The organism is Streptomyces sp. NPDC002671 (assembly GCF_053592475.1).
The window spans coordinates 1-20,685 of the sequence record NZ_JBSFVU010000026.1; the positions used below are offsets into that span (position 1 = coordinate 1).

At 70.2% G+C, this 20,685-nt stretch carries 24 protein-coding genes and 2 pseudogenes; 12 read left to right on the forward strand and 14 right to left on the reverse strand.

The genetic code is table 11. From position 1 onward, the window contains the following. The 3 genes and pseudogenes from ACWD35_RS32525 to ACWD35_RS32535 form a co-directional block, all read right to left on the reverse strand. Window positions 1-492: pseudogene (locus ACWD35_RS32525) on the reverse strand (hypothetical protein); the annotation flags it as partial. 289 nt (window positions 493-781) lie between these two features. Next, window positions 782-1,030, reverse strand: coding sequence for a DUF397 domain-containing protein (locus ACWD35_RS32530; protein WP_451354922.1), 249 nt, complete (start codon window positions 1,028-1,030; stop codon window positions 782-784). Next, window positions 1,027-1,845: a helix-turn-helix domain-containing protein gene (locus ACWD35_RS32535; protein WP_451354923.1), complete on the reverse strand. Its 819-nt coding sequence runs from the start codon at window positions 1,843-1,845 to the stop codon at window positions 1,027-1,029. The genes ACWD35_RS32530 and ACWD35_RS32535 overlap by 4 nt, the downstream gene beginning before the upstream one ends. 136 nt (window positions 1,846-1,981) lie before the next feature. On the opposite strand from ACWD35_RS32535, the gene ACWD35_RS32540 reads away from it, so the two are divergent. Together ACWD35_RS32540 and ACWD35_RS32545 are read left to right on the forward strand one after the other, a co-directional pair. Next, a complete protein-coding gene (locus tag ACWD35_RS32540) occupies window positions 1,982-2,608 on the forward strand; it encodes an ATP-binding protein (RefSeq protein ID WP_451354924.1) in 627 nt (208 codons plus the stop codon). Beyond that, window positions 2,496-3,341, forward strand: a complete 846-nt coding sequence (locus ACWD35_RS32545; RefSeq protein WP_451355035.1) for an MOSC domain-containing protein — start codon at window positions 2,496-2,498, stop codon at window positions 3,339-3,341. Before ACWD35_RS32540 ends, ACWD35_RS32545 begins: the two co-directional genes overlap by 113 nt. 25 nt (window positions 3,342-3,366) lie before the next feature. On the opposite strand, the gene ACWD35_RS32550 is transcribed toward ACWD35_RS32545, so the two are convergent. After that, window positions 3,367-4,581 carry an esterase/lipase family protein gene (locus ACWD35_RS32550; RefSeq protein WP_451354925.1) on the reverse strand — a complete coding sequence of 405 codons (1,215 nt, stop codon included), beginning with the start codon at window positions 4,579-4,581 and terminating at the stop codon, window positions 3,367-3,369. Window positions 4,582-4,803: 222 nt separating this feature from the next. Here ACWD35_RS32550 and ACWD35_RS32555 point away from each other — a divergent pair, with 222 nt between their 5' ends. Together ACWD35_RS32555 and ACWD35_RS32560 are read left to right on the forward strand one after the other, a co-directional pair. After that, entirely contained in the window at window positions 4,804-5,262 is a 459-nt protein-coding gene (locus ACWD35_RS32555; RefSeq protein ID WP_451354926.1) for a hypothetical protein, read from the forward strand. Between the two features lie 132 nt (window positions 5,263-5,394). Beyond that, window positions 5,395-5,583, forward strand: a complete 189-nt coding sequence (locus ACWD35_RS32560; protein WP_451354927.1) for a hypothetical protein — start codon at window positions 5,395-5,397, stop codon at window positions 5,581-5,583. A 25-nt stretch (window positions 5,584-5,608) separates the two neighbouring features. Here ACWD35_RS32560 and ACWD35_RS32565 read toward each other — a convergent pair whose 3' ends face one another. Beyond that, a complete protein-coding gene (locus ACWD35_RS32565) occupies window positions 5,609-6,931 on the reverse strand; it encodes a hypothetical protein (protein WP_451354928.1) in 1,323 nt (440 codons plus the stop codon). A gap of 195 nt (window positions 6,932-7,126) precedes the next feature. Here ACWD35_RS32565 and ACWD35_RS32570 point away from each other — a divergent pair. Further along, window positions 7,127-7,735 (forward strand): annotated as a pseudogene (locus ACWD35_RS32570) (PP2C family protein-serine/threonine phosphatase); the annotation flags it as partial. Between the two features lie 158 nt (window positions 7,736-7,893). Then, a complete protein-coding gene (locus tag ACWD35_RS32575) occupies window positions 7,894-8,727 on the forward strand; it encodes a tyrosinase family protein (protein ID WP_451354929.1) in 834 nt (277 codons plus the stop codon). A gap of 63 nt (window positions 8,728-8,790) precedes the next feature. Here ACWD35_RS32575 and ACWD35_RS32580 read toward each other — a convergent pair whose 3' ends face one another. Both ACWD35_RS32580 and ACWD35_RS32585 read right to left on the reverse strand, forming a co-directional pair. Further along, entirely contained in the window at window positions 8,791-9,612 is an 822-nt protein-coding gene (locus ACWD35_RS32580; RefSeq protein WP_451354930.1) for a hypothetical protein, read from the reverse strand. Between the two features lie 96 nt (window positions 9,613-9,708). Further along, window positions 9,709-10,338: an RNA polymerase sigma factor gene (locus ACWD35_RS32585; RefSeq protein WP_451354931.1), complete on the reverse strand. Its 630-nt coding sequence runs from the start codon at window positions 10,336-10,338 to the stop codon at window positions 9,709-9,711. Window positions 10,339-10,813: 475 nt separating this feature from the next. Between ACWD35_RS32585 and ACWD35_RS32590 the strand changes: the two genes are divergently transcribed. The 6 genes from ACWD35_RS32590 (at window position 10,814) to ACWD35_RS32615 (ending at window position 16,862) form a co-directional block, all read left to right on the forward strand. Next, window positions 10,814-11,542: a hypothetical protein gene (locus tag ACWD35_RS32590; protein ID WP_451354932.1), complete on the forward strand. Its 729-nt coding sequence runs from the start codon at window positions 10,814-10,816 to the stop codon at window positions 11,540-11,542. 14 nt (window positions 11,543-11,556) lie between these two features. Further along, complete coding sequence (locus ACWD35_RS32595) at window positions 11,557-13,743, forward strand: bifunctional polysaccharide deacetylase/glycosyltransferase family 2 protein (RefSeq protein ID WP_451354933.1); 2,187 nt, start codon at window positions 11,557-11,559, stop codon at window positions 13,741-13,743. A gap of 106 nt (window positions 13,744-13,849) precedes the next feature. After that, a complete protein-coding gene (locus tag ACWD35_RS32600; RefSeq protein WP_451354934.1) occupies window positions 13,850-14,587 on the forward strand; it encodes a flavodoxin family protein in 738 nt (245 codons plus the stop codon). A 61-nt stretch (window positions 14,588-14,648) separates the two neighbouring features. Then, window positions 14,649-15,296 carry an RNA polymerase sigma factor gene (locus tag ACWD35_RS32605; protein WP_451354935.1) on the forward strand — a complete coding sequence of 216 codons (648 nt, stop codon included), beginning with the start codon at window positions 14,649-14,651 and terminating at the stop codon, window positions 15,294-15,296. Then, complete coding sequence (locus tag ACWD35_RS32610) at window positions 15,293-16,387, forward strand: CU044_5270 family protein (RefSeq protein WP_451354936.1); 1,095 nt, start codon at window positions 15,293-15,295, stop codon at window positions 16,385-16,387. Before ACWD35_RS32605 ends, ACWD35_RS32610 begins: the two co-directional genes overlap by 4 nt. 148 nt (window positions 16,388-16,535) lie before the next feature. Next, window positions 16,536-16,862, forward strand: a complete 327-nt coding sequence (locus ACWD35_RS32615) for a hypothetical protein (RefSeq protein WP_451354937.1) — start codon at window positions 16,536-16,538, stop codon at window positions 16,860-16,862. 580 nt (window positions 16,863-17,442) lie between these two features. On the opposite strand, the gene ACWD35_RS32620 is transcribed toward ACWD35_RS32615, so the two are convergent. The 7 genes from ACWD35_RS32620 to ACWD35_RS32650 form a co-directional block, all read right to left on the reverse strand. Continuing rightward, window positions 17,443-17,730 carry an SCO5918 family protein gene (locus tag ACWD35_RS32620; RefSeq protein WP_451354938.1) on the reverse strand — a complete coding sequence of 96 codons (288 nt, stop codon included), beginning with the start codon at window positions 17,728-17,730 and terminating at the stop codon, window positions 17,443-17,445. 67 nt (window positions 17,731-17,797) lie between these two features. Then, window positions 17,798-18,205, reverse strand: coding sequence for a CBS domain-containing protein (locus ACWD35_RS32625; RefSeq protein WP_451354939.1), 408 nt, complete (start codon window positions 18,203-18,205; stop codon window positions 17,798-17,800). An 81-nt stretch (window positions 18,206-18,286) separates the two neighbouring features. Next, window positions 18,287-18,583, reverse strand: a complete 297-nt coding sequence (locus tag ACWD35_RS32630) for a hypothetical protein (protein WP_451354940.1) — start codon at window positions 18,581-18,583, stop codon at window positions 18,287-18,289. A gap of 218 nt (window positions 18,584-18,801) precedes the next feature. Continuing rightward, window positions 18,802-19,005: a cold-shock protein gene (locus ACWD35_RS32635; RefSeq protein WP_007383480.1), complete on the reverse strand. Its 204-nt coding sequence runs from the start codon at window positions 19,003-19,005 to the stop codon at window positions 18,802-18,804. 230 nt (window positions 19,006-19,235) lie between these two features. Continuing rightward, the gene (locus tag ACWD35_RS32640; protein WP_451354941.1) at window positions 19,236-19,574 is read right to left on the reverse strand and encodes a helix-turn-helix domain-containing protein; all 339 of its coding nucleotides are present in this window, start codon (window positions 19,572-19,574) and stop codon (window positions 19,236-19,238) included. A gap of 117 nt (window positions 19,575-19,691) precedes the next feature. Further along, window positions 19,692-20,108 carry a DUF5994 family protein gene (locus ACWD35_RS32645; RefSeq protein ID WP_451354942.1) on the reverse strand — a complete coding sequence of 139 codons (417 nt, stop codon included), beginning with the start codon at window positions 20,106-20,108 and terminating at the stop codon, window positions 19,692-19,694. Then, window positions 20,105-20,656 carry an STAS domain-containing protein gene (locus ACWD35_RS32650; RefSeq protein ID WP_451354943.1) on the reverse strand — a complete coding sequence of 184 codons (552 nt, stop codon included), beginning with the start codon at window positions 20,654-20,656 and terminating at the stop codon, window positions 20,105-20,107. The genes ACWD35_RS32645 and ACWD35_RS32650 overlap by 4 nt, the downstream gene beginning before the upstream one ends. Between the last annotated feature and the right edge of the window lie 29 nt (window positions 20,657-20,685).

Genomic DNA, 20,685 nt, shown 5'->3' on the forward strand with positions numbered 1-20,685 from the left:
GAGGGCGGTGTACGCGGTGGAGGGGCGGGTGTTCTCGTGCGGTTGTGCCGACGAGTCGGGCTGCGGTGTTACGTCACCGGGGGCAGCGTCGGATGTGGATGCCTGGGCAGGCGTTGCGCTCTGCGCGGCGCTCGCGTCACCGTCGAGGAACCGGGCCCACCATTCGTTGTCACGTGCGGTGCGGGACCAGTAAGTCTGGAAGACCCAGCGGGTACCGGTGGCGGTGCCGCCTTCACCACGGGGTTCGACGCGTCGGCGTACGCGGCGCAGATGCCCAGCCCCGGCGAGCTCGTTGAGCACGGTACGGACGGCCTGCTGCCCGTAGAGGGGCTGCGCCTTGGCGATGGTCTTGGCGTCCATCGCCGCGTTCTCGCCAAGCTGATCGAGAAGGCCGGCGATGTACGCCTCGCGGGCCGGGAGGTGAGCGAAGTCGCCGGGCCGGGGCGGCAGCTGATCGGGGGCGTTGCGTTTGCCGTAGCCGGGTTTGGCCATGGGATGCGATGCGGGAGCGGGCGGGGCAGCGCTAGAGTTTTCGTAAGCCACGAGATCGTCCTTTCCGATCTTGCGGTGAGACCCCGGCGGGTGCTGCTAACACCCGACCGGGGTTGTTTGTTGCTGCGAACGCTAGAGGCTCGCGACGGCGCGTTGCAAGCCGATCACGAAAAGTCATGTCGGCTGGTATACGCGGCCGTTGGACACGGGGAGGGCGGGAGGGCGGGTTGTTTCTTTCCACCCGTTCCTTGAAAAGAGGGCTCGGGTCTCGGAGCCCGAAGCTCGGGGCTCAGACCTCGCGGGCTGCGTAGGTGACGAAGTCGGCCCAGGAGTCTGCGGGCACCCCGAAGCGGGGGCTTCGAGCGCCGAGCTTCGAGTCGCGGACGTGGATGGCGTGGGGGCAGGCGGCGACCTCGACACAGGCGCCGCCCTGGGAGTCGCTGTAGCTGGACTTACGCCATGTGTAGGCGACTTCGAGGCAGGCGCTGCCTTCGGAGTCGCTATAGCTCGACTTGAACCACGACAGCTCGGCGCTCACAGCTCCTCCGCAACCTTCCCGATGAACCGGGCAGACTCCTCAACGCTAAGCGCCTGCATGCGGATCATGCCATAGCGCTGAGTCAACGTACTGAGCTTGTTTCCCTCGGAGTAGAGGGCACCTGTCGACTGACCGTCCACAAAGGCGTAGCGCTCGTGATCACGGGTCTCCACAAGCACCATCGGGCCACTGAGCGCCGCCGTGGGTGCAGTGGCGAATGGGAGCACCTGGATCGACAAGTGTCGCTGCCTCCCAGCCTCCAGCAAGCGGTCGCACTGCCTACGCATGACGTCCTTGTCGCCAACCACCGAACGCAAGGCGGCCTCATGGATCACAAAGCTGAAGTGCGTGAGTGGTTTGCTCGTCAGCTTCCCCTGCCGCTTCAGTCGCGCCGAGACTCGCTCGTCCACCGTCTCCTCGTCCAAGGGGGGACAGTTACTGCTGATCAGCGCCCGCGCATACTCCGGAGCCTGAAGCAGACCGGGAATCAGCATCGGCTCATACCACTGCACCGTGATCGCCTCGGCCTCCACCAGCACGTACTGCTGCGTACGCTGCGGAAACGGCTCCGGCTTCAGAAACTCGTGCGCAGCCACCAACTTTCCCCTCGCCCCGCACAGCTGATCCGCGACCTGCAACAGCCGGAGCGTCGGCCGCCGCCTCCCGCACTCCATCGACTTCACGTACTCGTAGTCGTACCCGGCCTCGTCGGCCAGAGCCTGCCGACTGACCCCGGCCTCCTCCCGCCACAACTTGACCTGGCCGCCGCAGTATCGCCAGTTCTGCTGCGCCTGCTGGGACTCGGTCGAAGCCACGCGCCCACCCGCCTCCCGCTGACACACCGTGTACAAGCACGCTGTGTACCCGTTCCGCTACTCCCGAGGCTACGCGCGAACCACCAGCCTGGGCTGGCCGAATGACGGAGAACCACACGCAAGGAACGAACCGCGTATGCCGACGCCGCCCACAACCTCCGGGCTCCCCAAGGACATCGAGTGGCGCCTCCCTCGCCACGCCCGCAGCGTGAGCCGGGCCCGGACCCTCCTCCGCGAACAGGCCACCTCCTGGAAACTCCCGGACGAGGTGACGGAGACGGCGGTCCTGCTGCTCAGCGAGTTGATGACGAACGCATACCGCCACGCGAAGGTCTTTCCGGGCCGCGAGATCTGGGCCCGGGCCATCCTGGAGACAGACCGCCTGCGCGTGTCGGTGGCAGACGCGAACAACACTCTGCCGAAGCCCCGGGAAGCGTCAGCGGACGACGAGACCGGCCGGGGCCTGCACATGGTGGCAGCGCTGGCCGACCACTGGGGCGCGGAGCCTCGCACCTGCGGCATCGGCAAGACGGTCTGGTTCGAAATTTCACACAAGCCCGGTGACGCCCACGGGCAAGTAGCACCCTGGCAAGATCTTGGGGCCGTCGGACAGGCGGCTTCGGACTACGGGGAGTTGATCCATGGGAACGGTGACGGCGCTGCGCCGGTACCCGGTGAAGTCCATGCTCGGCGAGGATCTGGACTCGGTGCGGGTCACGGACGGCGGGCTGTACGGAGACCGGGCTTACGCGGTGCTCGATGAGACGGGCGCGGTGGGCAGTGCGAAGCACCCGCGCAAGTGGGGGCCGTTGCTGCGGTGCCGGAGTCGGCTGACGGAAACCGGCGTGCCTCGCGTCGAGCTGCCGGACGGCACCTCCCTCGCGGCCGACGATCCCGAACTCGACGTACGGCTCTCGGAGTTGCTGGACCGTAAGGTGTCCCTCGCGACCGCTACGCCGGGGGAGCGGGGCCGGCTGGAGCGCGCGGTGCCCGAGTACGAGGGCGGTGTGCCGGACGCGCTGCGGGAGACGGCGGTCGTGGACGGCTCCGGTGAGCTGATCACCGTGGGCGGGGTCGCGGCGGGCACGTTCTTCGACTTCGGGCGGGTCCACCTCGTCACGACGTCGGCGCTGGCGCAACTGCGCGAGGCGTACCCCGCCGGAGACTTCGACCCGCGCCGGTTCCGGCCGAACCTGGTCGTGGAGACCGGCCAGGGTCCTGGTTTCCCCGAGGACACCTGGCCGGGAGCGAGGCTGCGCGTGGGCGAGGTCCTCTTCCGCGCCGTGGTCCCCACGCCCCGCTGTGTGATCCCCACCCTCGGCCACGACGAGCTGCCGCCCGACCCCGGCATCATGCGCACGGTGGCCCGCGAACACCGCGTGCCCGTGCTCGCCCTGGGACGGTTGTCGTGTGTCGGCGTCTACCTCGACGTCCTCGAACCGGGCACGCTGCGCGTGGGCGACCCCGTCGCCGTGCAGTGGCAGCCCGGTTCGTGACCGCGGGTGGAGAAGGACGGGTCCGTCAGTCGGGCAGCCGGTCCAGGAGCCAGTAGCCCAGTTCCTCCGTGATGGCGGTGTGTGCCGTCGTCGTGGAGGAGCAGACGAAGTCGTCGACGTCGCTCTCGTCCGGGCTGAGGTTGTCGATGTTCGCGTACAGGTCCTTCTGCTGGTCGATGTCGCGGATCGAGACCGCGCTGACCGAGGGGACGAAGCAGACGTCCTCGTGCTTCAGGTCGACCGAGGCGCCGAACTTCTTCAGCGTGTCCGCGAGGATCCCGTACGAGCGGAGGGTGCCGCCGGGGGCGCCGTCCAGCTCCGGGAAGCCCGACGTCTTGATGGTCTTCTCGGCCTTGGGGAACCGTCGCTTCAGCTCGGCGACGATGACGTCCCTGCCCTGGGCCTGCGTGTAGAAGGTGGTGCCGGGGTAGATCCGGTCGACCTTCAGCGCGGTCTCGCCGGGCGGGATGGCGGGGCCCGTACCGTCGCCGCGGCCGTTGGCGAGGGCGAGGAGGCGGGGGATACGCGGCCAGTAGCCGATCTGCTCCAGCTGCGCGAGGAACCGCGTGCGTTCCGGTGCGATCCCGATCTCGCCGGTCTTGGGGTCGTAGTGCCGCCAGAGCATCTGCCGGGCGGCGGGGCTGTTCATCTGCCGGGCGAAGGGGTTGGAGACCGGGATGAAGTGCGAGAACGCCTGGAGACCGACCGGGATGACGGCACCGCGGTGCGGGGTGTCGTAGGAGAAGTACACCCCGGTGCGGTGGTCCATGCGCTGCGCCTCCATCCTGGCGAGCGCGTACCGCGTGATCATGCCGCCCATGCTGAAGCCGCCCACCATCAGCCTCGTGTCGCTCAGTTGCTCGGCGATGGTGCGCATGATGGCGGCGGTCGCGGTTTCGGCGTTGTCCAGGATGGAGGCGGCGCGCTCCTCGAAGCCCAGCAGGATCACGTCGCGGCCCCGGCGACGCAGCTCGCTGATGAGGGGGTAGTCGCGGTCGAGGCCGGCGTAGAGCCACTGCAGGTCGCTCCGGCCGAGGTTGAAGCCGTCCGCCATGATCACCGGCCGGACGATCCCCTGGTTCCGCTCGCCGTAGAAGACGTGCGCGAAGCCGTTCGGCAGCTGCCACCTCTCGTCCGGCGCCGGTACCGGGTAGGGAAGTTCGGTCGGGGGCGTGCTGAGCGGACCGGCGAGCGTGAGCTCTCCGACACTCTGCTCCGCCTTCTCATCCTGCTCGGACAAGGCCGTCTCCTTCCGAATCCGCGCATGGCACAGCAGCCCGACGGAAGCGGGCTGGAGGACTGTGGACGACGCGAAGACCTGACCATGATCAGCACACCGCCCGTCGCCGCGGCTGGTGCATCGCCCGACCGGTCACCCGTACGCAGGCAATGCAGGCGGCCGGAATTCAGGCCGGATACGTCACTCGTCCGGAGGTTGGCGGGCGCCCCGGTGGAGCAACGTATGGGGATGGAATGGATCGGTCTCGCAAGTACGGCACTGGGCGCCCTCGTCGGTCTGACCGCGACCTTCATCCTGGACCGGTCGCGTTGGCGGCGGGAGAACGAGCAGCGCAGGAGAGAGGACCGGAGAGCCGTGTACACGTCCTTTCTCGCCGCCACCGCGGAGGCGAGCGAGATACTTTTCAACATCGCCCGCGGCCACGACAGCGACGAGTCGGCGGCGAGCCGCGCGCAGACCGTCATCCGCGACAGCAGAGTGCTCTCGCGGCGTCTGGAACTCTCCCTCATCGCGGAACCGGCCGTCATGCGCGAGGCGAACTGCCTCGTGGACCGCCTGCGTGACTACCGCGCGGTCGTCGGGCAGGGGCTGGCCGACGACGCGGAAGCGGTCGATGAGGCACGCGTCGCGTACAACGAACAGCGGGACCAGCTCGTCGAGACGATGCGCAAATCACTGTGAGTCGTCTCGACGTCTCAGGCGTTGATGAACTGCCGGGAGGCCGACGCGAGTTGAACCCGTAGCAGTCCGGCGGAGCGATCCGGTGGCGCAGTAGGCGTCCAGGGTCTCCAAGTCCTCGGGGTTGCCGGCGACTTGGGTGAGCGCGGCCACGTCGGCGTTGTCCCGTACCGCGTCCGGAGGTACCTGCTGGAGGCAGGCGTCTCGGTGGAACTGCACCAGTGGCCCGGCACCTTCCACGGGTCGCAGGCGATCCTGTCCGCCGCGGTGTCCCAACGACAGCCGGCCGGACTCGCCGCGGCCCTGCGCCGGGCCCTGACCTGACCTGACCCTTCCGGTCTCTGGTCGGCTACGCCTTGTGCGGGTAGACGATCAGGTAGGGCTCGTTGCCCTCGTCGTGCTGGAAGACGCCGACCCCGGCGAAGTCGCCGACCGGCACGTCGGAGTCGTCGGGGAGTGCCTTCGGGGTGCCCGTGGCGAGCGGGAGCTGCACGGGGGCCTTGGTGCCGGCCAGGCTGTCCTTCGTGAGGGAGGTGCCGTAGGCGATGCCGTCGTCGGTGACGGAGGTGAAGGAGAGCGGCTTGTTGTTGTCGTCCTCCTCGAAGCAGTAGCCCTTCTTCGCCCGGAGGTCGAAGGCCAGGTGTTCCGAGACGAGGTAACGGCCGTTCGGGGAGAGGACGGATTCGGGGGCCTCCGCCGACCCGACGAACGGCTTGGCGCACAGGACGGACGCCTGGACCTGACCGGTGTGGCTGTCGAGAACGGCCCAGACGTTGTGGTCGCCCTCGTTCTTCTCGTCCCAGCGGGCGATGAGATACCCGCCGGTGCCCGGCCACACCGCGCCGGTGGCGGGGTCGGCCTGTGCCGGGGCGACACGGGCGCTGCTCCAGGAACCGGGGACGCCGAAGACGCCGTGGCCCTCGTTCGACACCACTGGGTCGTGGTCCGTGAGGGCGGCGATCTCGTTGCCGTAGCCACACGACGAGCAGCCGTCGGGTGCCTTGACGGAGTCCTTGCCGTAGGTCGTGAGTTCGCCCGTGATCACGTCGAGGGCGGCTGTGCCCTTGTCCGTGTCGGGTATCAGCAGGCGCGCTCCGCCGTCGACGACCCGGCCGTTGCTGTACTGGCGCGCCGGGACCTCGACGTGGTGGGCGGGGGCGACGGAGCCGCCCGAGCCGTCGGCGGTGTAGATGTCGACGGCGTACTCCTGCTTGCCCTTGGACAGGGCGTCCTCACCCGTCTCGCCCTCCGACCAGGTGACCAGGTAGTCCTTGCCCCCGACGGTGGTCGCGAACACGCCCGGCGCCCCGCCCTCGGCCAGGTCCTTGAACGGCTTGCCGGTCCAGCGGACCTGGCCCGTCACCGCGTCCCGCACGGTCACCCGGTAGGTGGAGCCCGTGCCGGTCATGACGGCAACGGAGCCTGCCTTCGGCAGCAGGGCGTACTGTCCGAACTGCTTCCCCGAGAGTTCCCAGCCGCGTGAAGTGTCGTAGCCGGCAGGGACCTTGAGCTTGAGCGAGGGCGCCGACGCCGGGGCGGAGGAGGCCTGCCCGGACCCCTTCTTGCCGCTGCCGAAGGGCTTCGGCGCCCCTCCCGACCCTCCGCCGCCGCACGCCGCGAGCGATCCGGCGGCGATGACGGCGACCGCCGCCCTGGAAAGTCCCTGTCTCATGCACTGTCCCTTCTGGCACGGGAGGACAGCGCAAGACGTCGAACCGCCTCCCCCGATGGCGTGATCCCGGCTGCATGTTAGCGGTCGGGAACAGTGACGACGGCGCGGGAGGCGGCGTCCTGCGCCCACCGGCCCGGACAACCTGGGGGTGCGTCGGCTTTTTGGGCCCGTACATTGAGAGGTGGGACACCAGGCGTCAATGACGCGTACCTGCGGGCGACCGGCCGTACCTGGGGGGACCTGGTCGGGACGTACGTCTTCGACGCCTTCCCCGACAACCCGGCGGACCCCGACGCGGACGGGGTGCGCAACCTCAGGGCCTCCCTGCACCGGGTCCTGACCACCCGGGAAAGCGACACGATGGCGTTGCAGAAGTACGACGTCCCCGTCGTGGACCGGCCGGGAGTGTTCGAGGAGCGCGAGGTCGTCGTCACCCTGCAGGAGGCGATGCTCACCTCCCCGGACCTGGTCCGCCACCCCGACATCGCGGTGCGCTATCTGCCCGCCGTGGGTTCCCTCAACGTGTGCGGCGACTGGTACGACGTGATCGACCTGCCCGACGGCTCCTTCGCGGTGTCGGTCGGCGACGTGGTCGGCCACGGCCTTCCGGCCGCGCCGGCCACCCGCCCCCGGTCCTGCTGCACGCCGACGGCACCTGTGACCTCCTCGACCAGGCCACCGATCCGCCGCTCGGCGCACACCCCGAACGAGATCCCCGAGCGCCTCACCGACGCACTGCTGGCCCGCTTCGGGGTCAGCGGGGGCGCGCGCGACGACATCGCACTGATCGCCGTCCGCCTCTAGGAGCGCCCTCTGTACCACCAGGAGCGCCCTCGGTAATCGGACACCGTCGGCCTATCCCGGCGTGCCTACCCCCCGGAGCGGCGCCGATCCTGCTGAAGGGGCGTGCGGTGTCCGAACCCGTACGAGCCGACAACAACCCGAGGTGCGCCTTGACCCAGATGACCGAGCAAGCCCTCGCCACCCTCCCTCACCCCGACCTCCTCGCCCATTCCACCGCCCTGCACGACGGACTCGGACCCAGGACGTTCGCCGACCTGGTGGCCATGCGCCGTGCGACGCCGGTGGAGAAGGTCCGCAAGAGCGAGAAGGACCTCACCGATGCCGAGCGGTCCCGGCTGATCGACGCGTTCAACGCGATCAACCAGTCCGGTGAGCTGGGGAAGTTCGTCGCCATCCACGCCGACATGCACCACCACCAGCACTCCATGCCGGGCATGGGCATGCCGGGCATGCCCGATCTCGGAGCCCAGCGCTTCCTGCCCTGGCACCGTGTCTTCCTGGACCGGGTGGAGTCGTCACTGCGCCGGATCCACGGCGACGTCACCATCCCCTACTGGGACTGGACCGCCGACCAGCAGGTCCCGCAGTGGATGACCGACGTACTGCCCACCGTGGTGGTGCCCGGTCCGATGGGCCGGATCATCCGGGTCAAGCGCTCGCCCGGTGACCAGCAGGCGCTGCAGCACATCACGTCCCGCATCGACCATGTGATGCAGGCCGGCACCTTCAACACGTTCGTGGAGGGACTGGAGTCCGTCCACGACGACATCCACGTGTGGGTGGGCGCCACCATGGGGGACATCGCGACCGCCGCGGCGGACCCCCTCTTCTACATGCACCACGCGAACGTCGACCGTCTCTGGTGGGCCTGGCACCCGACGCACCAGAACGAGAACCCGATGCTCTCCGGCGACGACGCGGTGATGGACCCCTGGCGGGTCACCGAGCCGACCACCCGCAACATCGCCAACTTCCACTACTCCTACCGCTGACGGGCACAGGAGCGATCGATCGGGGCAACCCCGCACAAGGGGTTGCCCCGATCGACTGTCTGATCACCGACTGCGCTTCCCGCTGCCATGGCCGCCGCCTGCCTGGCCGGTCCCGGCCGTGTGGTCCTGGTCCGTGCCGCCCGGCGTGCTGCCGGACGTGCCGTTGCCGGAGGCGCCGGTGTTGCCCGTTGTGCCGCTGCCGGCGTCTGCATCGCGCCCGCCGGGTCTGCCCGTGCCGGCGGCCCTGCTCGGCGTGGCCTTCGCCCGCGCCAACTGCTCGGAGCAGTACGCGGCGACCTCGGACTTGCCTCCGGCAGCCGCGACGAGGCGCTGCCAGACCTTCGAGTCGAGCGCCTTGCCACGGCCCTGGACCTGTTCGTAGGCACGGCAGTGGGCTTCGGTGTCCCGGGCGGTGGCCGGCCGGTCCGTCGGGCGGGGGCCGCCGGAGGACGCCGACGGGGCCGCACCGCCCGGCTCGTGCGGGGCGACTGCCGACGGGTGCGCGGTGCCCCGGCCGGCGCCCGCACCCTCGGTGGAGGAGCCGGCGGAACCGATGGCCGCGACCGCGACACCACCCAGGGTGAGGCTGGCGAACACCACGCCGAGCGTCATCCTCGCCGGGCGCCGGGCACGCCGCTCCGCCCGGGGCCGCCAGTCGTCCCGGCGCCGGGTACGTGCCCGGTGCGGCCCCGCGGCGCGGGCGGCCCGGAAGGCGGCCACGGCCCGCTGCTCGGCCTCGGGGTCGAGAGCGGCGGGGCGCAGGACGGCGGCCAGGACCGCTTCCAGTGCGGCGGCGTCATGTACGTCCCGAGAGTCGGACAGGGTGCCGCCGGGCCGCACACGCCGACGGCCCCGAACTCCGCCGCCGCTCACCCGTTCACCCATGTCCGCTTCCGTTCCTGTCCCGACTGTTCTGACTGTTGTGACTGTTGTGACTGTTCCGACTGGTTTGATTCGCCCGATTCGCGCGATTCATCGGGTTCATTTCGCCCCCAGCGTGCGGGAAGTCCCGTCCGGCACGCCCTTCTCCGCCTCGCCGCCGATGCCCAGCTGGCGTGCGAGGCGTTTCAGGCCCCGGTGGGAGGCCGTGCGCACCGCCCCCGGGCGCTTGCCGAGGACGCGTGCGGCGGCGGGACCGTCCAGGCCGACGACGACCCGCAGGAGCACGGCCTCGGCCTGGTCCTGGGGCAGCGCGCGGACCAGCTCCAGGGCCCGCTCGGTGGAGAGGGACTCCAGGGCCTGTTCATGGGTGCTGTGCGGACTGGGCAGGTCGATGATGTCCTGCTCGGTCCCGCCGGCCCGGGGCCGTACGCGCTGGCGACGCAGATGGTCCAGCGCCCGGTGCCGGGCGATGGCCGCGGTCCAGCCGCGGAAGCCGGCGCCGTCGCCCTGGAAGCGTCCGAGGTCGCGGGCTATCTCCAGCCAGGCTTCGGACGCGACGTCCTCCGCGTCCTCGCCGACCAGGCGGTGCAGGTAGCCGAGCAGGCCCGGCTGCACGATCCGGTAGGCGACCGCGAAGGCGGTTTCGTCGCCGTCCTGGGCCCGCGCGACCGCCGCGCCCAGTTCCCCGTCGTACGCCTGTACGCGCCGGGGTTGCCGTACCTGGCCCAAGATTGCCCTCGTTTGCACCGGTTCATGGCGAGTCCGTGCCGACCGCCGCGCTCCGGTCGCATCGACGGCCCGTATCGACGGCCCATGGTGATCAGCGTCTGTCGTCACGGAAATGTCACAAGCAACAGGCGTCCCTCACATCCCCGCAGGTCCGAAACGGGTGTCGGGGCGGCCGGAACCCCGTGCAGTGGTCGGGGCCGGCCGCCCCTCTCCCTCCGTGCCGCTCACGGGGGGAGACAAGAACGGCACGGAGAGGCCCGGGGTGGGTTGCGGCCCCGGCGCCGAGGGGTGGTCGCCCTCGGTCTGCGCGGTTCCGAACCCGGCACTCATCCAGCGCACGGCCTGCGTGAAACGTCACCCGGCGGGGACGGCCGGGAGTGCGTCGACGCCGGGCCGAGGTGTAACAGATCTGGCCGGTTGTGCTCTTTCCATTCGGAGGACCATGCCGGTCGGCCAGGACAGAGGGGCACAACTCGTGCAGTGGACGGACGGAAGCGGCACAGCGTACGGCGCGGATCCGTACGGCGCGGATCCGTACCGCGGGGATCCGTACGGCGGGGATCCGTACGGCGCGGATCCGTACGGCGCGGATCCGTACGGCGCGGATCCGTACGGCGCGGATCAGTACGGCGCGGATCAGTACGGCGGTTTCGGGTACGCGCATGCCTACGGCCACGCTCCCCACGCTGACGTCCTCACCGTGCCGCCGCCCCCGCTGGCGCCCCTGGAGTTCGACACATCCCGCCATCCCGCACCAGATCCGGCTACTCCGGAGAAGGAGTCGGTGCGGCCGGTCTTCGTGGACACCTCGGGGCGCCGTCGGCGCCGCGTGCACCGCGCCGCCCGGCTGCTGCTGATCCCCGCCGGCGGCTACGTCGCCCTGCTGATCGGCACGGTGCTGGGCGGCCCCGGCGTCAGTTCCCCGTTCGTCCCGCAGTCGGACACCACGCAACCGCCCACGCCCCGCGTGTCCGCCCCCGATTCCCCGTCCGGTACCGGCCACTCCGCGGGGAGCACGGCTTCCGCCGCGGCGCACGAGAACTCCCGTTCCACGGCACGGCCGACCTCCGGCCCGCCTGGCTCGTCGGCTGCGTCGTCCGCCCCCGCGGCCACGGCGCCCGCCAGGACCACCTCCCCGACCCCCGTCGGCAACCCCAACCGCAAGGGGCACGCCAACGGCTCCTCCCACAACCCCGTGAAGTGATCCCAGGCCCTGACGTGACCGATCGCCGCCGCAACGCTCCCTCCCACCGCCGCAGCCGTACCCGCCAGATCACCCCCCGCACCCACTGGCTGCTGCTGTGCGTGTTCGTGGTGACCCTGTCGATGACTCTTCTGGTGCAGGGTTACACCCACCACATGTTCGGGATCACCTCGGACGACGTGACCCGTGCCCGTGGCCGGACCGACGCGGTGCCCAGCCAGGTCACCCACGGCGGCCCCGTGATCGCGGACGCCGCCGGCTCCGCGCACACCGCCCGGGTGAAGGCCCGCACCGTCGCACTCACCTTCGACGACGGCCCCGACCCCGTCTGGACCCCGCGCATCCTGGACGTGCTGCGCCGCAACCACGTGCACGCGACCTTCTTCGTCGTCGGAACCGAGGTCGTGGCCCACCCGGAGCTGGTCCGCCGGATGGTCGCCGACGGCCACCAGATCGGCATCCACACCTTCACCCATCCCGACCTGTCCCGCCTCGCCCCCTGGCAGCGTTCCCTGGAACTGCGCGAGACGCAGCTCGCAGTGGCCGGCGCGGCCGGGGTCACCACCGCGCTGCTGAGGCCGCCGTACTCCTCGCGGAACGACGCGCTGGACGACGCCGACTGGTCCGTCCTGAAGCAGGCCGGCACGGCCGGCTATGTCACGGCGCTCTCCACCCAGGACGCCGAGGACTGGCAGCGTCCCGGCAGGGACCGCATCCTCGCCCGTGCCACACCGCACGGCCACACCGGGCAGATCGTGCTGATGCACGACGGCGGCGGTGACCGGTCCCAGACCGTCGCCGCGCTGAGCGTCCTGATCCCCCGGCTCAAGGCCCAGGGTTTCCGGTTCGCGACGGTCGGCGCCGCGGTCGGGATGGCCGGGCCCGTCCGGCATGCCGGACTGGGCGACTACCTGTTGGGTCTGGCCCTCATCAAGCTGCTGCAGGCCGGTGACTGGGCCGTATGGCTGCTGGGCGTGCTGATGTACGCGGCCGGAGCGATCAGCGTGCTGCGCGCGGCGGTCGTGCTGGTCGCGGCCCGCCGGCACCGGCGGCTGCGGACGGGGCGCCGGGACAGGCTCTGGGGGCCTGCGGTCACCGAACCGGTCAGCGTCATCGTCCCCGCGTACAACGAGAGCGCCGGAATCGAGGCGGCCGTACGCTCCCTGCTCGCCTCGGACCATCCGGTGGAGATCATCGTGGTGGACGACGGTTCCACCGACGGCACCGCCGACCTGGTGGAGTCGCTGCGCCTGCCGGTGCGGGTGATCCGGCAGCCGAACGCGGGCAAGCCCGCCGCGCTCAACACCGGGCTCGCCGCCGCCTCCTGCGAGCTGGTGGTCATGGTCGACGGCGACACGGTCTTCGAACCCGACGCCGTCCGCACGCTCGTGCAGCCCTTCGCCGACCCCCGCGTGGGCGCCGTCTCGGGCAACGCCAAGGTCGTCAACCGCGGCGGCCTGCTGGGCCGCTGGCAGCACATCGAGTACGTGGTCGGCTTCAACCTCGACCGCCGCCTGTTCGACCTCGCCGAGTGCATGCCGACCGTGCCGGGGGCGGTGGGCGCGTTCCGCCGCCGTGCGCTGCTCGCCCTCGGCGGCGTCAGCGACGTCACCCTCGCCGAGGACACCGACCTCACCATGGCGCTGTGCCGCGGCGGCTGGCGCGTGGTGTACGAGGAGGGCGCGGTGGCCTGGACCGAGGCGCCCGCGTCCCTGAACGCCCTGTGGCGGCAGCGGTACCGCTGGTGCTACGGCACCCTGCAGGCGATGTGGAAGCACCGCGGCGCACTGGTCCAGCGCGGCGCCGCCGGGAAGCTGGGCCGCCGGGGCCTGGTCTACCTCCTCCTCTTCCAGGTCCTGCTGCCCCTGCTCGCCCCGGTCGTGGACGTCTTCGCCCTGTACGGCCTGGTCTTCCTCGACCCGGTCCGGATCATCGCCCTGTGGCTCGCCTTCCTCCTCCTGCAACTGATGATGGGCCTGTACGCGTTCCGCCTGGACGGGGAGCGCCCCGGCCCGCTGTGGACCCTGCCGCTGCAGCAGTTCGTCTACCGCCAGTTGATGTACCTGGTGGTGATCCAGTCCCTCTTCACGGCACTCTCGGGCACCCGGCTGCGCTGGCAGCGCATGGAGAGATACGGCAGCCTGCAGCAGCCGCCGACCGCCGGACAGCCGGGACCGTACGAGACACCGCAGTGGTACTGAGGGGCCATTCGGCTGCGCCGTGATGGCGCCTGCCGCGGCCGGCCCGCAAGCTGGGCAGGGACGCGCTGCCGCACACCGGGTGCCGGCAAGGCCCTGGGAGGACCGCGTGACCGCTCCGTCGCCCGCCACCGACGCACCGCCGGCCCGCTACGACGACCTGCGCGCCGTGGTCATCAACTGCACCCTCAAACGCTCGCCGGGGACCAGCAACACCCAGGGACTGATCGACCGCAGCACCGCCATCATGGCCGCGCAGGGAGTGCACGTCGACGTCCTGCGAGCCGTGGACCACGACATCGCTACGGGCGTGTGGCCCGACATGAGAGAACACGGCTGGGAGACGGACGCCTGGCCGGACCTGTACCGGCAGGTCATGGCTGCCGACATCCTCGTACTGGCGGGCCCCATCTGGCTGGGCGACAACAGCTCGGTGATGAAGCGGGTGATCGAACGCCTCTACGCCTGCTCCAGCCTGCTCAACGACTCCGGCCAGTACGCCTATTACGGCCGCGTCGGCGGCTGCCTGATCACCGGCAACGAGGACGGCGTCAAGCACTGCGCCATGAACGTGCTCTACAGCCTCCAGCACCTCGGGTACACCATCCCTCCCCAGGCGGACGCCGGCTGGATCGGCGAGGCGGGCCCCGGCCCCTCCTACCTCGACCCCGGTTCGGGCGGCCCCGAGAACGACTTCACCAACCGCAACACCACCTTCATGACCTGGAACCTCCTGCACCTGGCCCGCGCACTGAAGGACCTCGGCGGCATCCCGGCCTACGGCAACCAACGCACCGCCTGGGACGCCGGCTGCCGCCACGACTACGAGAACCCCGAACACCGCTAGACGTAGGGCGAGTGTGGCGGGCGCCACAGGAACTCGCCGGGGCGTGCGGGGAGTAACGAGTGTGAGCCATACAGAACCAGCAGAGTCGTTGCGTGCGCGCATCCGGGCAGGGGACCGTGCCGCCTTCGCCGACCTGTACGACCAGTACGCACGGGCGGTCTACAACCATGCTCTGCGGTTGACCGGCAACTGGTCGGAGGCCGAGGAAGCCATGTCCGAGACCTTCCTCGCCGCCTGGCGTACCCGGGAGACGGTGGAGCCGGAGGGCGGCTCGCTCAGACCGTGGCTGCTCGGCATCGCCACGCACAAGGCGCACAACGCCAACCGTGGTCTGCGCCGGCGGCTCTCCTTCCTGTCCCGGTACCCGGCCCCGGCGCCGGTCGAGGACTTCGCCGACGAGACGGCGGGCCGGATCGACGACGCCCGTCGCCTCGCGCTGGTCCACGACGCGCTGCGCCGACTGCGGCGCCAGGACCGCGAGGTGCTCGCCCTGTGCGTGGGGGCCGGACTGGACTACCGGCAGGCCGCCGAGGCCCTCGGCATCCCGGTGGGCACCGTGCGCTCGCGGCTGTCGCGCGCCCGTGCACGACTGGCCCGGCTCAGCTCCGGCCACCCCGGCCAGGGAAAGACGGAACCACCAGGCTCTCGCGGAGAGATGGAGAGTGAGGCCGCATTCGCGGCCCTGTTTCTGCAGGAGGAAACCCGATGAACGCCGACAACCTGCCCCACGCCGGAACGCCCCGGAGTCAGGCCGAGGAGTTGCTGGCGTCCTGCGAATGGGACCTCTCGCCGATCCGTCATCTCCAGCACAAGGAAGTTCTGATGCAGCAGATCGACCGCGACCGCGACCGTGCCCGTGACCGTTCACGCGACCGCGAGCACGCCCTCGACACCCCGCCGTCCCCCGCATCCCCCCGCCGCCGACTGCCGCGCCCGGCCCTGGTGCTGCCCCTCGCGTCGATGGCAGTGGCCGGAGCCCTCGTCGTCACGCTCTCCGGCGGTGGCCACAGCCCCGCCCCCGCGACCGCGGCCCCCAGCGCGAACACCGGGCGGACCGATGCGTCCGTCACCCTCGACCGGATCGCCGCAGCGGCCATGGCAACCGACCAGGTACCGGTGAAGGACGGCCAGTTCGTGTACGTGCGAAGCCTGATCCGCGAGAACAAGGGCACGTTCGGCGGCCCCGTACAGCTGGGTGCCCTGCACAGCGACGAGTTCTGGATGTCACAGAACCCCGCCCCCATCGCCCGGACGGGGTGGATGCGCGAGACCGGCAAGGACGCCGTCACGCCCGGTGAGATCATCCCCGTCGAATCCACCACCCCGGTCCCGGTGGGCATCGACCGCCCGACGTACAAGTGGCTGGCCTCGCTGCCGACCGACCCCGACGCCCTGCTCAAGCTGCTCTACTCGCACACCAGGGTGGAGAAGGGCGACTCGAAGGACCAGGCCGTCTTCGAGAGGGTCGGCGACCTGCTGAACACGACGATCATGCCGCCCGCGAACGCCTCCGCGCTCTACAAGGCGGTCGAGAGGATTCCCGGTGTGACCGGCATCCCCGACGCCGTCGACGCCGCGGGCCGGCACGGCATCGGCATCACGCGCGAGGACGCCGGCTCCGCGACACGCAGTGAGTGGATCTTCGACAAGCACACGCTCACCTACCTCGGCTCGCGCTCGTACATGACCAAGAACAAGGTCGAGGGAGCCAAGATCGACACGCTGTACGGCACGGACGCCGTCATGGAGCGCGCGGTCGTCGACCAGCACGGCAAGCGGCCCGCCAGGACCCGCGGCTGACGGACGAGGGGCTGTCCGGGGGAGAGGGGGGGCCGGACGAGGGGCACGGTGGACGCCGAGAGCCGACTCGACGCGGAGGTCCCCCTCCTTCAGGTCTTCGTCTTTTACACTTTCGCCGTCGCACAGAGTGAGGGTCAATGTGAGAAGCGTGATCGAAGCGCTGCGTAGCCCGCGGCGCCCCCTTGTGCTCGGCGCGGTGTTGACCGCCGCGCTCGTCGTGCAGTCAGCTGTGCTCGTCGCCCAGGAAATGCAGATCGACGATCTGCAGATGTCGCCCATCGACCAAAAGGAACACCTCGAGTCCGGTCCCCCCGGTCCGTCCGGTCCCCCTGGTCCTCGCGGCCCGGCCGGTCCTCTCGGCCCGCAAGGCAAGGACGGTACTGACGGGCAGGACGGGACGAACGGGAAGGACGGGAAGGACGGGAAGGACGGGCAGCCCGGGAAGGACGCTGTCGCCCCGCCGGCGTCGAGCTAGACCCTCGGTCGCGGCCATGGCGATCCCTCTCCCTCAAGTCCTCGTCTTCCACACTTTCTCCGTCACGCACCGTGAGGAACCAAGTGAGTAGCGTAAACGAGGCGTTGCGTAGCCCGCGGCGCCGCCTTGTGCTCGGCGCAGTGCTGACTGTCGCGCTCGTCGCGCAGTCGGCTCTGCTCGTCGCCCACCAGCAGCAGATCGACGAACTCCAACTACGGCGCATCGAACTCCAGGGGAAGGGCAACGAGGGACTCCCGTCCGGCCCGCCCGGCCCCTCGGGTCCCTCTGGTGAGCCCGGCCCTACCGGCCCGACAGGTAAACCGGGGCGGCACGGGAAAGAGGGCCGTCACGGCAGGAACGGGCATCGCGGAAGGAAGGGGAGGCGCGGCAGGAACGGGCGGGTCATCTACTTCGATCCACCGGCGGTCAAGTCGAATACGTCAAAAAGCCCGGATGCGTCAAATAGCCCGGACGAGCCGGACGATGCCGAGTAGAAGAGAACGTGCCACCAGCTGACGGGAGTTGACGGTCGCCGCCTACCGCAGCAACTCCATCCAGCACCTCACCGCCGTCCAGCCCGTCACCAACCGAGCGCATCCCCGTCGGCTCGCGCGTCTCGGGCCGGCATGACCGGGCGCGCGTCGTGGCAGGTGAAGCCGAGGCGGTTCAGTGCCCGGCGCATCTCACCCGTCGTGAAGTCCCGGCGGTTCAGCCTGGTGATCACTTCCCCGACCTGCATCACGGGGTAGACGCGGCGGCCGATGGTCACGGACACGCCGGTGACGGGTTCGGGCGTGACGCCACTCATCGACTGCTCGACCTCACTCTTGATCAGGTCGAAGGGGAATCTGGCGATGACACAGCGCATGGATGCCTCCACAGGGGCGGGGACGAACACCGCAGGAGCCGACCGCGTGACGGCGGCCGGACGGCGGTCAGGGGGTGAGCGCGAGGACGCCCAGGGCGTAGCCGTGCTCGTCGATCACGGGGGAGACGTCCAGGGTCCGGACCCGCATGGCGGCTTCCGCCTCGCTGAGTACGGCCATGGACGAGGTGAACGGTCCGCGGTCGAGCGGGATGTCCCGCAGCCGCGTCCGGTCGCTGTACCACGAGCCTCCGCGGTGCGCGGCGAGCTGGGCCCGGGTGACCAGCCCCGCGCACCGCCCGTCCTCGTCCCGGAGCAGCAGGTGCGGGACGCGGGCGCCGATGAGCACGGACAGGGCCACGTCGACCGCCATGTGGTCGTCGACCTGCGGCCCCGGAGCGTGCATGGCGTCACGGGCGGTCAGACCGGTGCCGTCGGCGTCGTCGGTCTGCCGTGCGCGGGGCGGAATCGGCGTCAAGGGGTTCTCCTCGTCGTCGGGGCGTGCAGGGACGGGCGACGTCTCGGCATGACTGCTGGGAGCGCATTCCCTGTGCCTGGCCTATGTGTTGGTCCTCGGGACGGAGAGACGTGCCCGGCCGGCGGATCCCTTGCCCTCGCGTCGTTCGGCGACCGGTGCGGTGAGGGTGACGGGCACGCCGGAAGGGGGCCGGGCGCCGGTTATGCGATGCAGTTCGGCCTCGTCCAGGACGGTGACGGCGACCTGGTCCAGCCGTGGCGCGTTCGGCAGCGTGGCGTTCTTTCGTCCGGTGCCCGGGCGAGGACCTTGTCGGCCCGAGGAGCCTCTGTCCGCGCGGAAATGGCCGGAACTGGCGCCGGTGCTACGGGTGCGGTTCATGGACGAACCTCCTCGACGCGGCGTATCGAGGAATTCTGTTCAGCGGCCGGGGCCGCACGAGGATTCGCAAGAATGAGCCGAAGATAATGCGAAAAGCCGGGCCCCTCGGTGCTGAAGCCGGGGTGTAAATAATCCGGGAAATCCGGGATCGGGGAAAGCAATGAGCTGGGGCCCGCACCCCAAGAGCGCGGGCCCCAGCCACATGGTTCGCGTCAGTGTCAGGCGGGAACGATGTTCTCGGCCTGCGGGCCCTTCTGGCCCTGCGTGACGTCGAAGGTAACCTTCTGGCCTTCCTGAAGCTCGCGGAAGCCGCTGGTGGCGATGTTCGAGTAGTGGGCGAACACGTCAGCGCCGCCGCCGTCCTGCTCGATGAAGCCGAAGCCCTTTTCCGCGTTGAACCACTTCACGGTGCCAGATGCCATATTGAATCTCCCTCGGGGGGCAGTACCGGACTCCGCACTTTACGGAGCCGAGTCGCCGCGATGATCACCCCTCCGGAAAGATCCGGAAAGCTCTGCAAAGAAAAAATCTCTGGCAATCAAAACTGCAACTGCTATCACGTTAACACAGGTCGGGTCGAAGCGGCCCTGTTTTTTCGGAAGCGTCCGGCAATCCTCATCCGGCTGGAGCCTGGATTTCTGTGTCGGCGGGACTAGATATTCGTACCCTGCCCGTCCAGCTGCCGGCGCATGTCCCGGTTCAGGCGAAGGGCGTCGTCGAGCTGGTTCTCCAGAGAGATGATGCGGCACGCGGCCTCGACGGGGGTGCCCTGGTCGACCAGCTCACGGGCGCGGGCGGCGATGCGCAACTGGCGGCGGGAGTACCGGCGGTGGCCGCCTTCCGACCGTAGGGGAGTGATCAGCTCGGCTTCACCGACGGCCCGGAGGAAGGCAGGGGTGGTACCGAGAACGTCGGCGGCGCGCCCCATGGTGTAGGCGGGATAGTCGTCGTCGTCGAGGTTGCCGGCGACAGGGGCTTTCTCGGCGGGCATAGCGACAAGCCTAACTCCGGCAGGCATGGACATGTGGTCTCGCCGTGACAGATATGCCTCCGGACAACGCCCGGCGAGCCGCCGCACGTTGTCGCCGGACGGGGCGAATCCGCGCACTCAGCCTGCGAAGTGTCCCTGCTTCGGTGTCAGTCCGACCGCGGACATGAGCGATGCGGCGGCCCCCTCGGACGCCTCCGGTGGCACGACCAGCAGATCCCGGCGTCCATGGCCGGGGGCCATCAGAACGATGGTGCCCGCCGCGTGCGCCGTGGTGGTCCTGCGCAGCCGGACGACCTCGTTGCGGACGAGCAGGCGGCTCGGTGCCCCGGTCCACGCCGTGCCGTTCACCAGGACACTGACGATCTGGCCCCAGGCACGGGGCAGACCGCAGAGCAGTGGCGGGAGTTCCGCCGGGAAGTCAGAGGTGCGCGGCCACCAGGCCCCGTCGATACGGCGTGGCACGGTGCTCTCGGGCGCGAGGTACAGACGGGGGAGGGGGCGGGCCGGCGGTGGTGGCCGTAGTCGCTCGCTCATGAGGTGTCCTGTCGAGTGCTTCGGCGCGGGACGTTGTCCTCGGCCGGACGGTGGGCCTCGGCGGCGAGGAGTGCGCTCGCGGTGAGACGCAGGGCGGCGTCGGCGGCTGCGACGTCCGGGTGGCTCCGGTCGGCATCGGGAGGGGGCCGGCAAAGCCCTCGGACGAGTGCCGACCCGGGCTCGGGTCCGTCGACGTCGGCCGTGCGTCCCTCCCAGGCGTCCTGTGCGTTCGCGTATGCGGGGAAGCGGTCGAGCAGGCCGGTGTGGCGGAAGACCAGGTCGGTCGTGTGGTTGTCGTAGACGATGCGCATCCAGCCGCCCCGGGCGCGGCAGTCGGACCACGCCTCGCACAGTGGCGTCAGGATGCTGCAGTCGGCGAAGGTCACCTCGCTCAGGTCCACGATCAGGAGGAGCCGTCCGGGCCGGGCCGCGCGGGCCTCGGCCAGGGCGCGGACCAGTGGCGCCAGGGTCTGCGCGTCCAGTTCGCCGCATGCGCGGACGATGCGGCACTCCTCGAAGAGCGTGGGCGCTTTGTGCTGAGCGGTCAACGGCTCGCGCGCGGACGGTGGTCGAGGCC

Bases quoted from the DNA above. Each gene is read 5' to 3' on its own strand.
- ACWD35_RS32540 (WP_451354924.1), top strand. From the start codon at position 1,982: ATGCCGACGCCGCCCACAACCTCCGGGCTCCCCAAGGACATCGAGTGG.
- ACWD35_RS32555 (WP_451354926.1), top strand. From the start codon at position 4,804: ATGGGGATGGAATGGATCGGTCTCGCAAGTACGGCACTGGGCGCCCTC.
- ACWD35_RS32565 (WP_451354928.1), bottom strand. From the start codon at position 6,931: ATGAGACAGGGACTTTCCAGGGCGGCGGTCGCCGTCATCGCCGCCGGA.
- ACWD35_RS32575 (WP_451354929.1), top strand. From the start codon at position 7,894: ATGACCGAGCAAGCCCTCGCCACCCTCCCTCACCCCGACCTCCTCGCC.
- ACWD35_RS32580 (WP_451354930.1), bottom strand. From the start codon at position 9,612: ATGGGTGAACGGGTGAGCGGCGGCGGAGTTCGGGGCCGTCGGCGTGTG.
- ACWD35_RS32610 (WP_451354936.1), top strand. From the start codon at position 15,293: ATGAACGCCGACAACCTGCCCCACGCCGGAACGCCCCGGAGTCAGGCC.
- ACWD35_RS32620 (WP_451354938.1), bottom strand. From the start codon at position 17,730: ATGCGCTGTGTCATCGCCAGATTCCCCTTCGACCTGATCAAGAGTGAG.
- ACWD35_RS32630 (WP_451354940.1), bottom strand. From the start codon at position 18,583: ATGAACCGCACCCGTAGCACCGGCGCCAGTTCCGGCCATTTCCGCGCG.
- ACWD35_RS32635 (WP_007383480.1), bottom strand. From the start codon at position 19,005: ATGGCATCTGGCACCGTGAAGTGGTTCAACGCGGAAAAGGGCTTCGGC.
- ACWD35_RS32640 (WP_451354941.1), bottom strand. From the start codon at position 19,574: ATGCCCGCCGAGAAAGCCCCTGTCGCCGGCAACCTCGACGACGACGAC.
- ACWD35_RS32645 (WP_451354942.1), bottom strand. From the start codon at position 20,108: ATGAGCGAGCGACTACGGCCACCACCGCCGGCCCGCCCCCTCCCCCGT.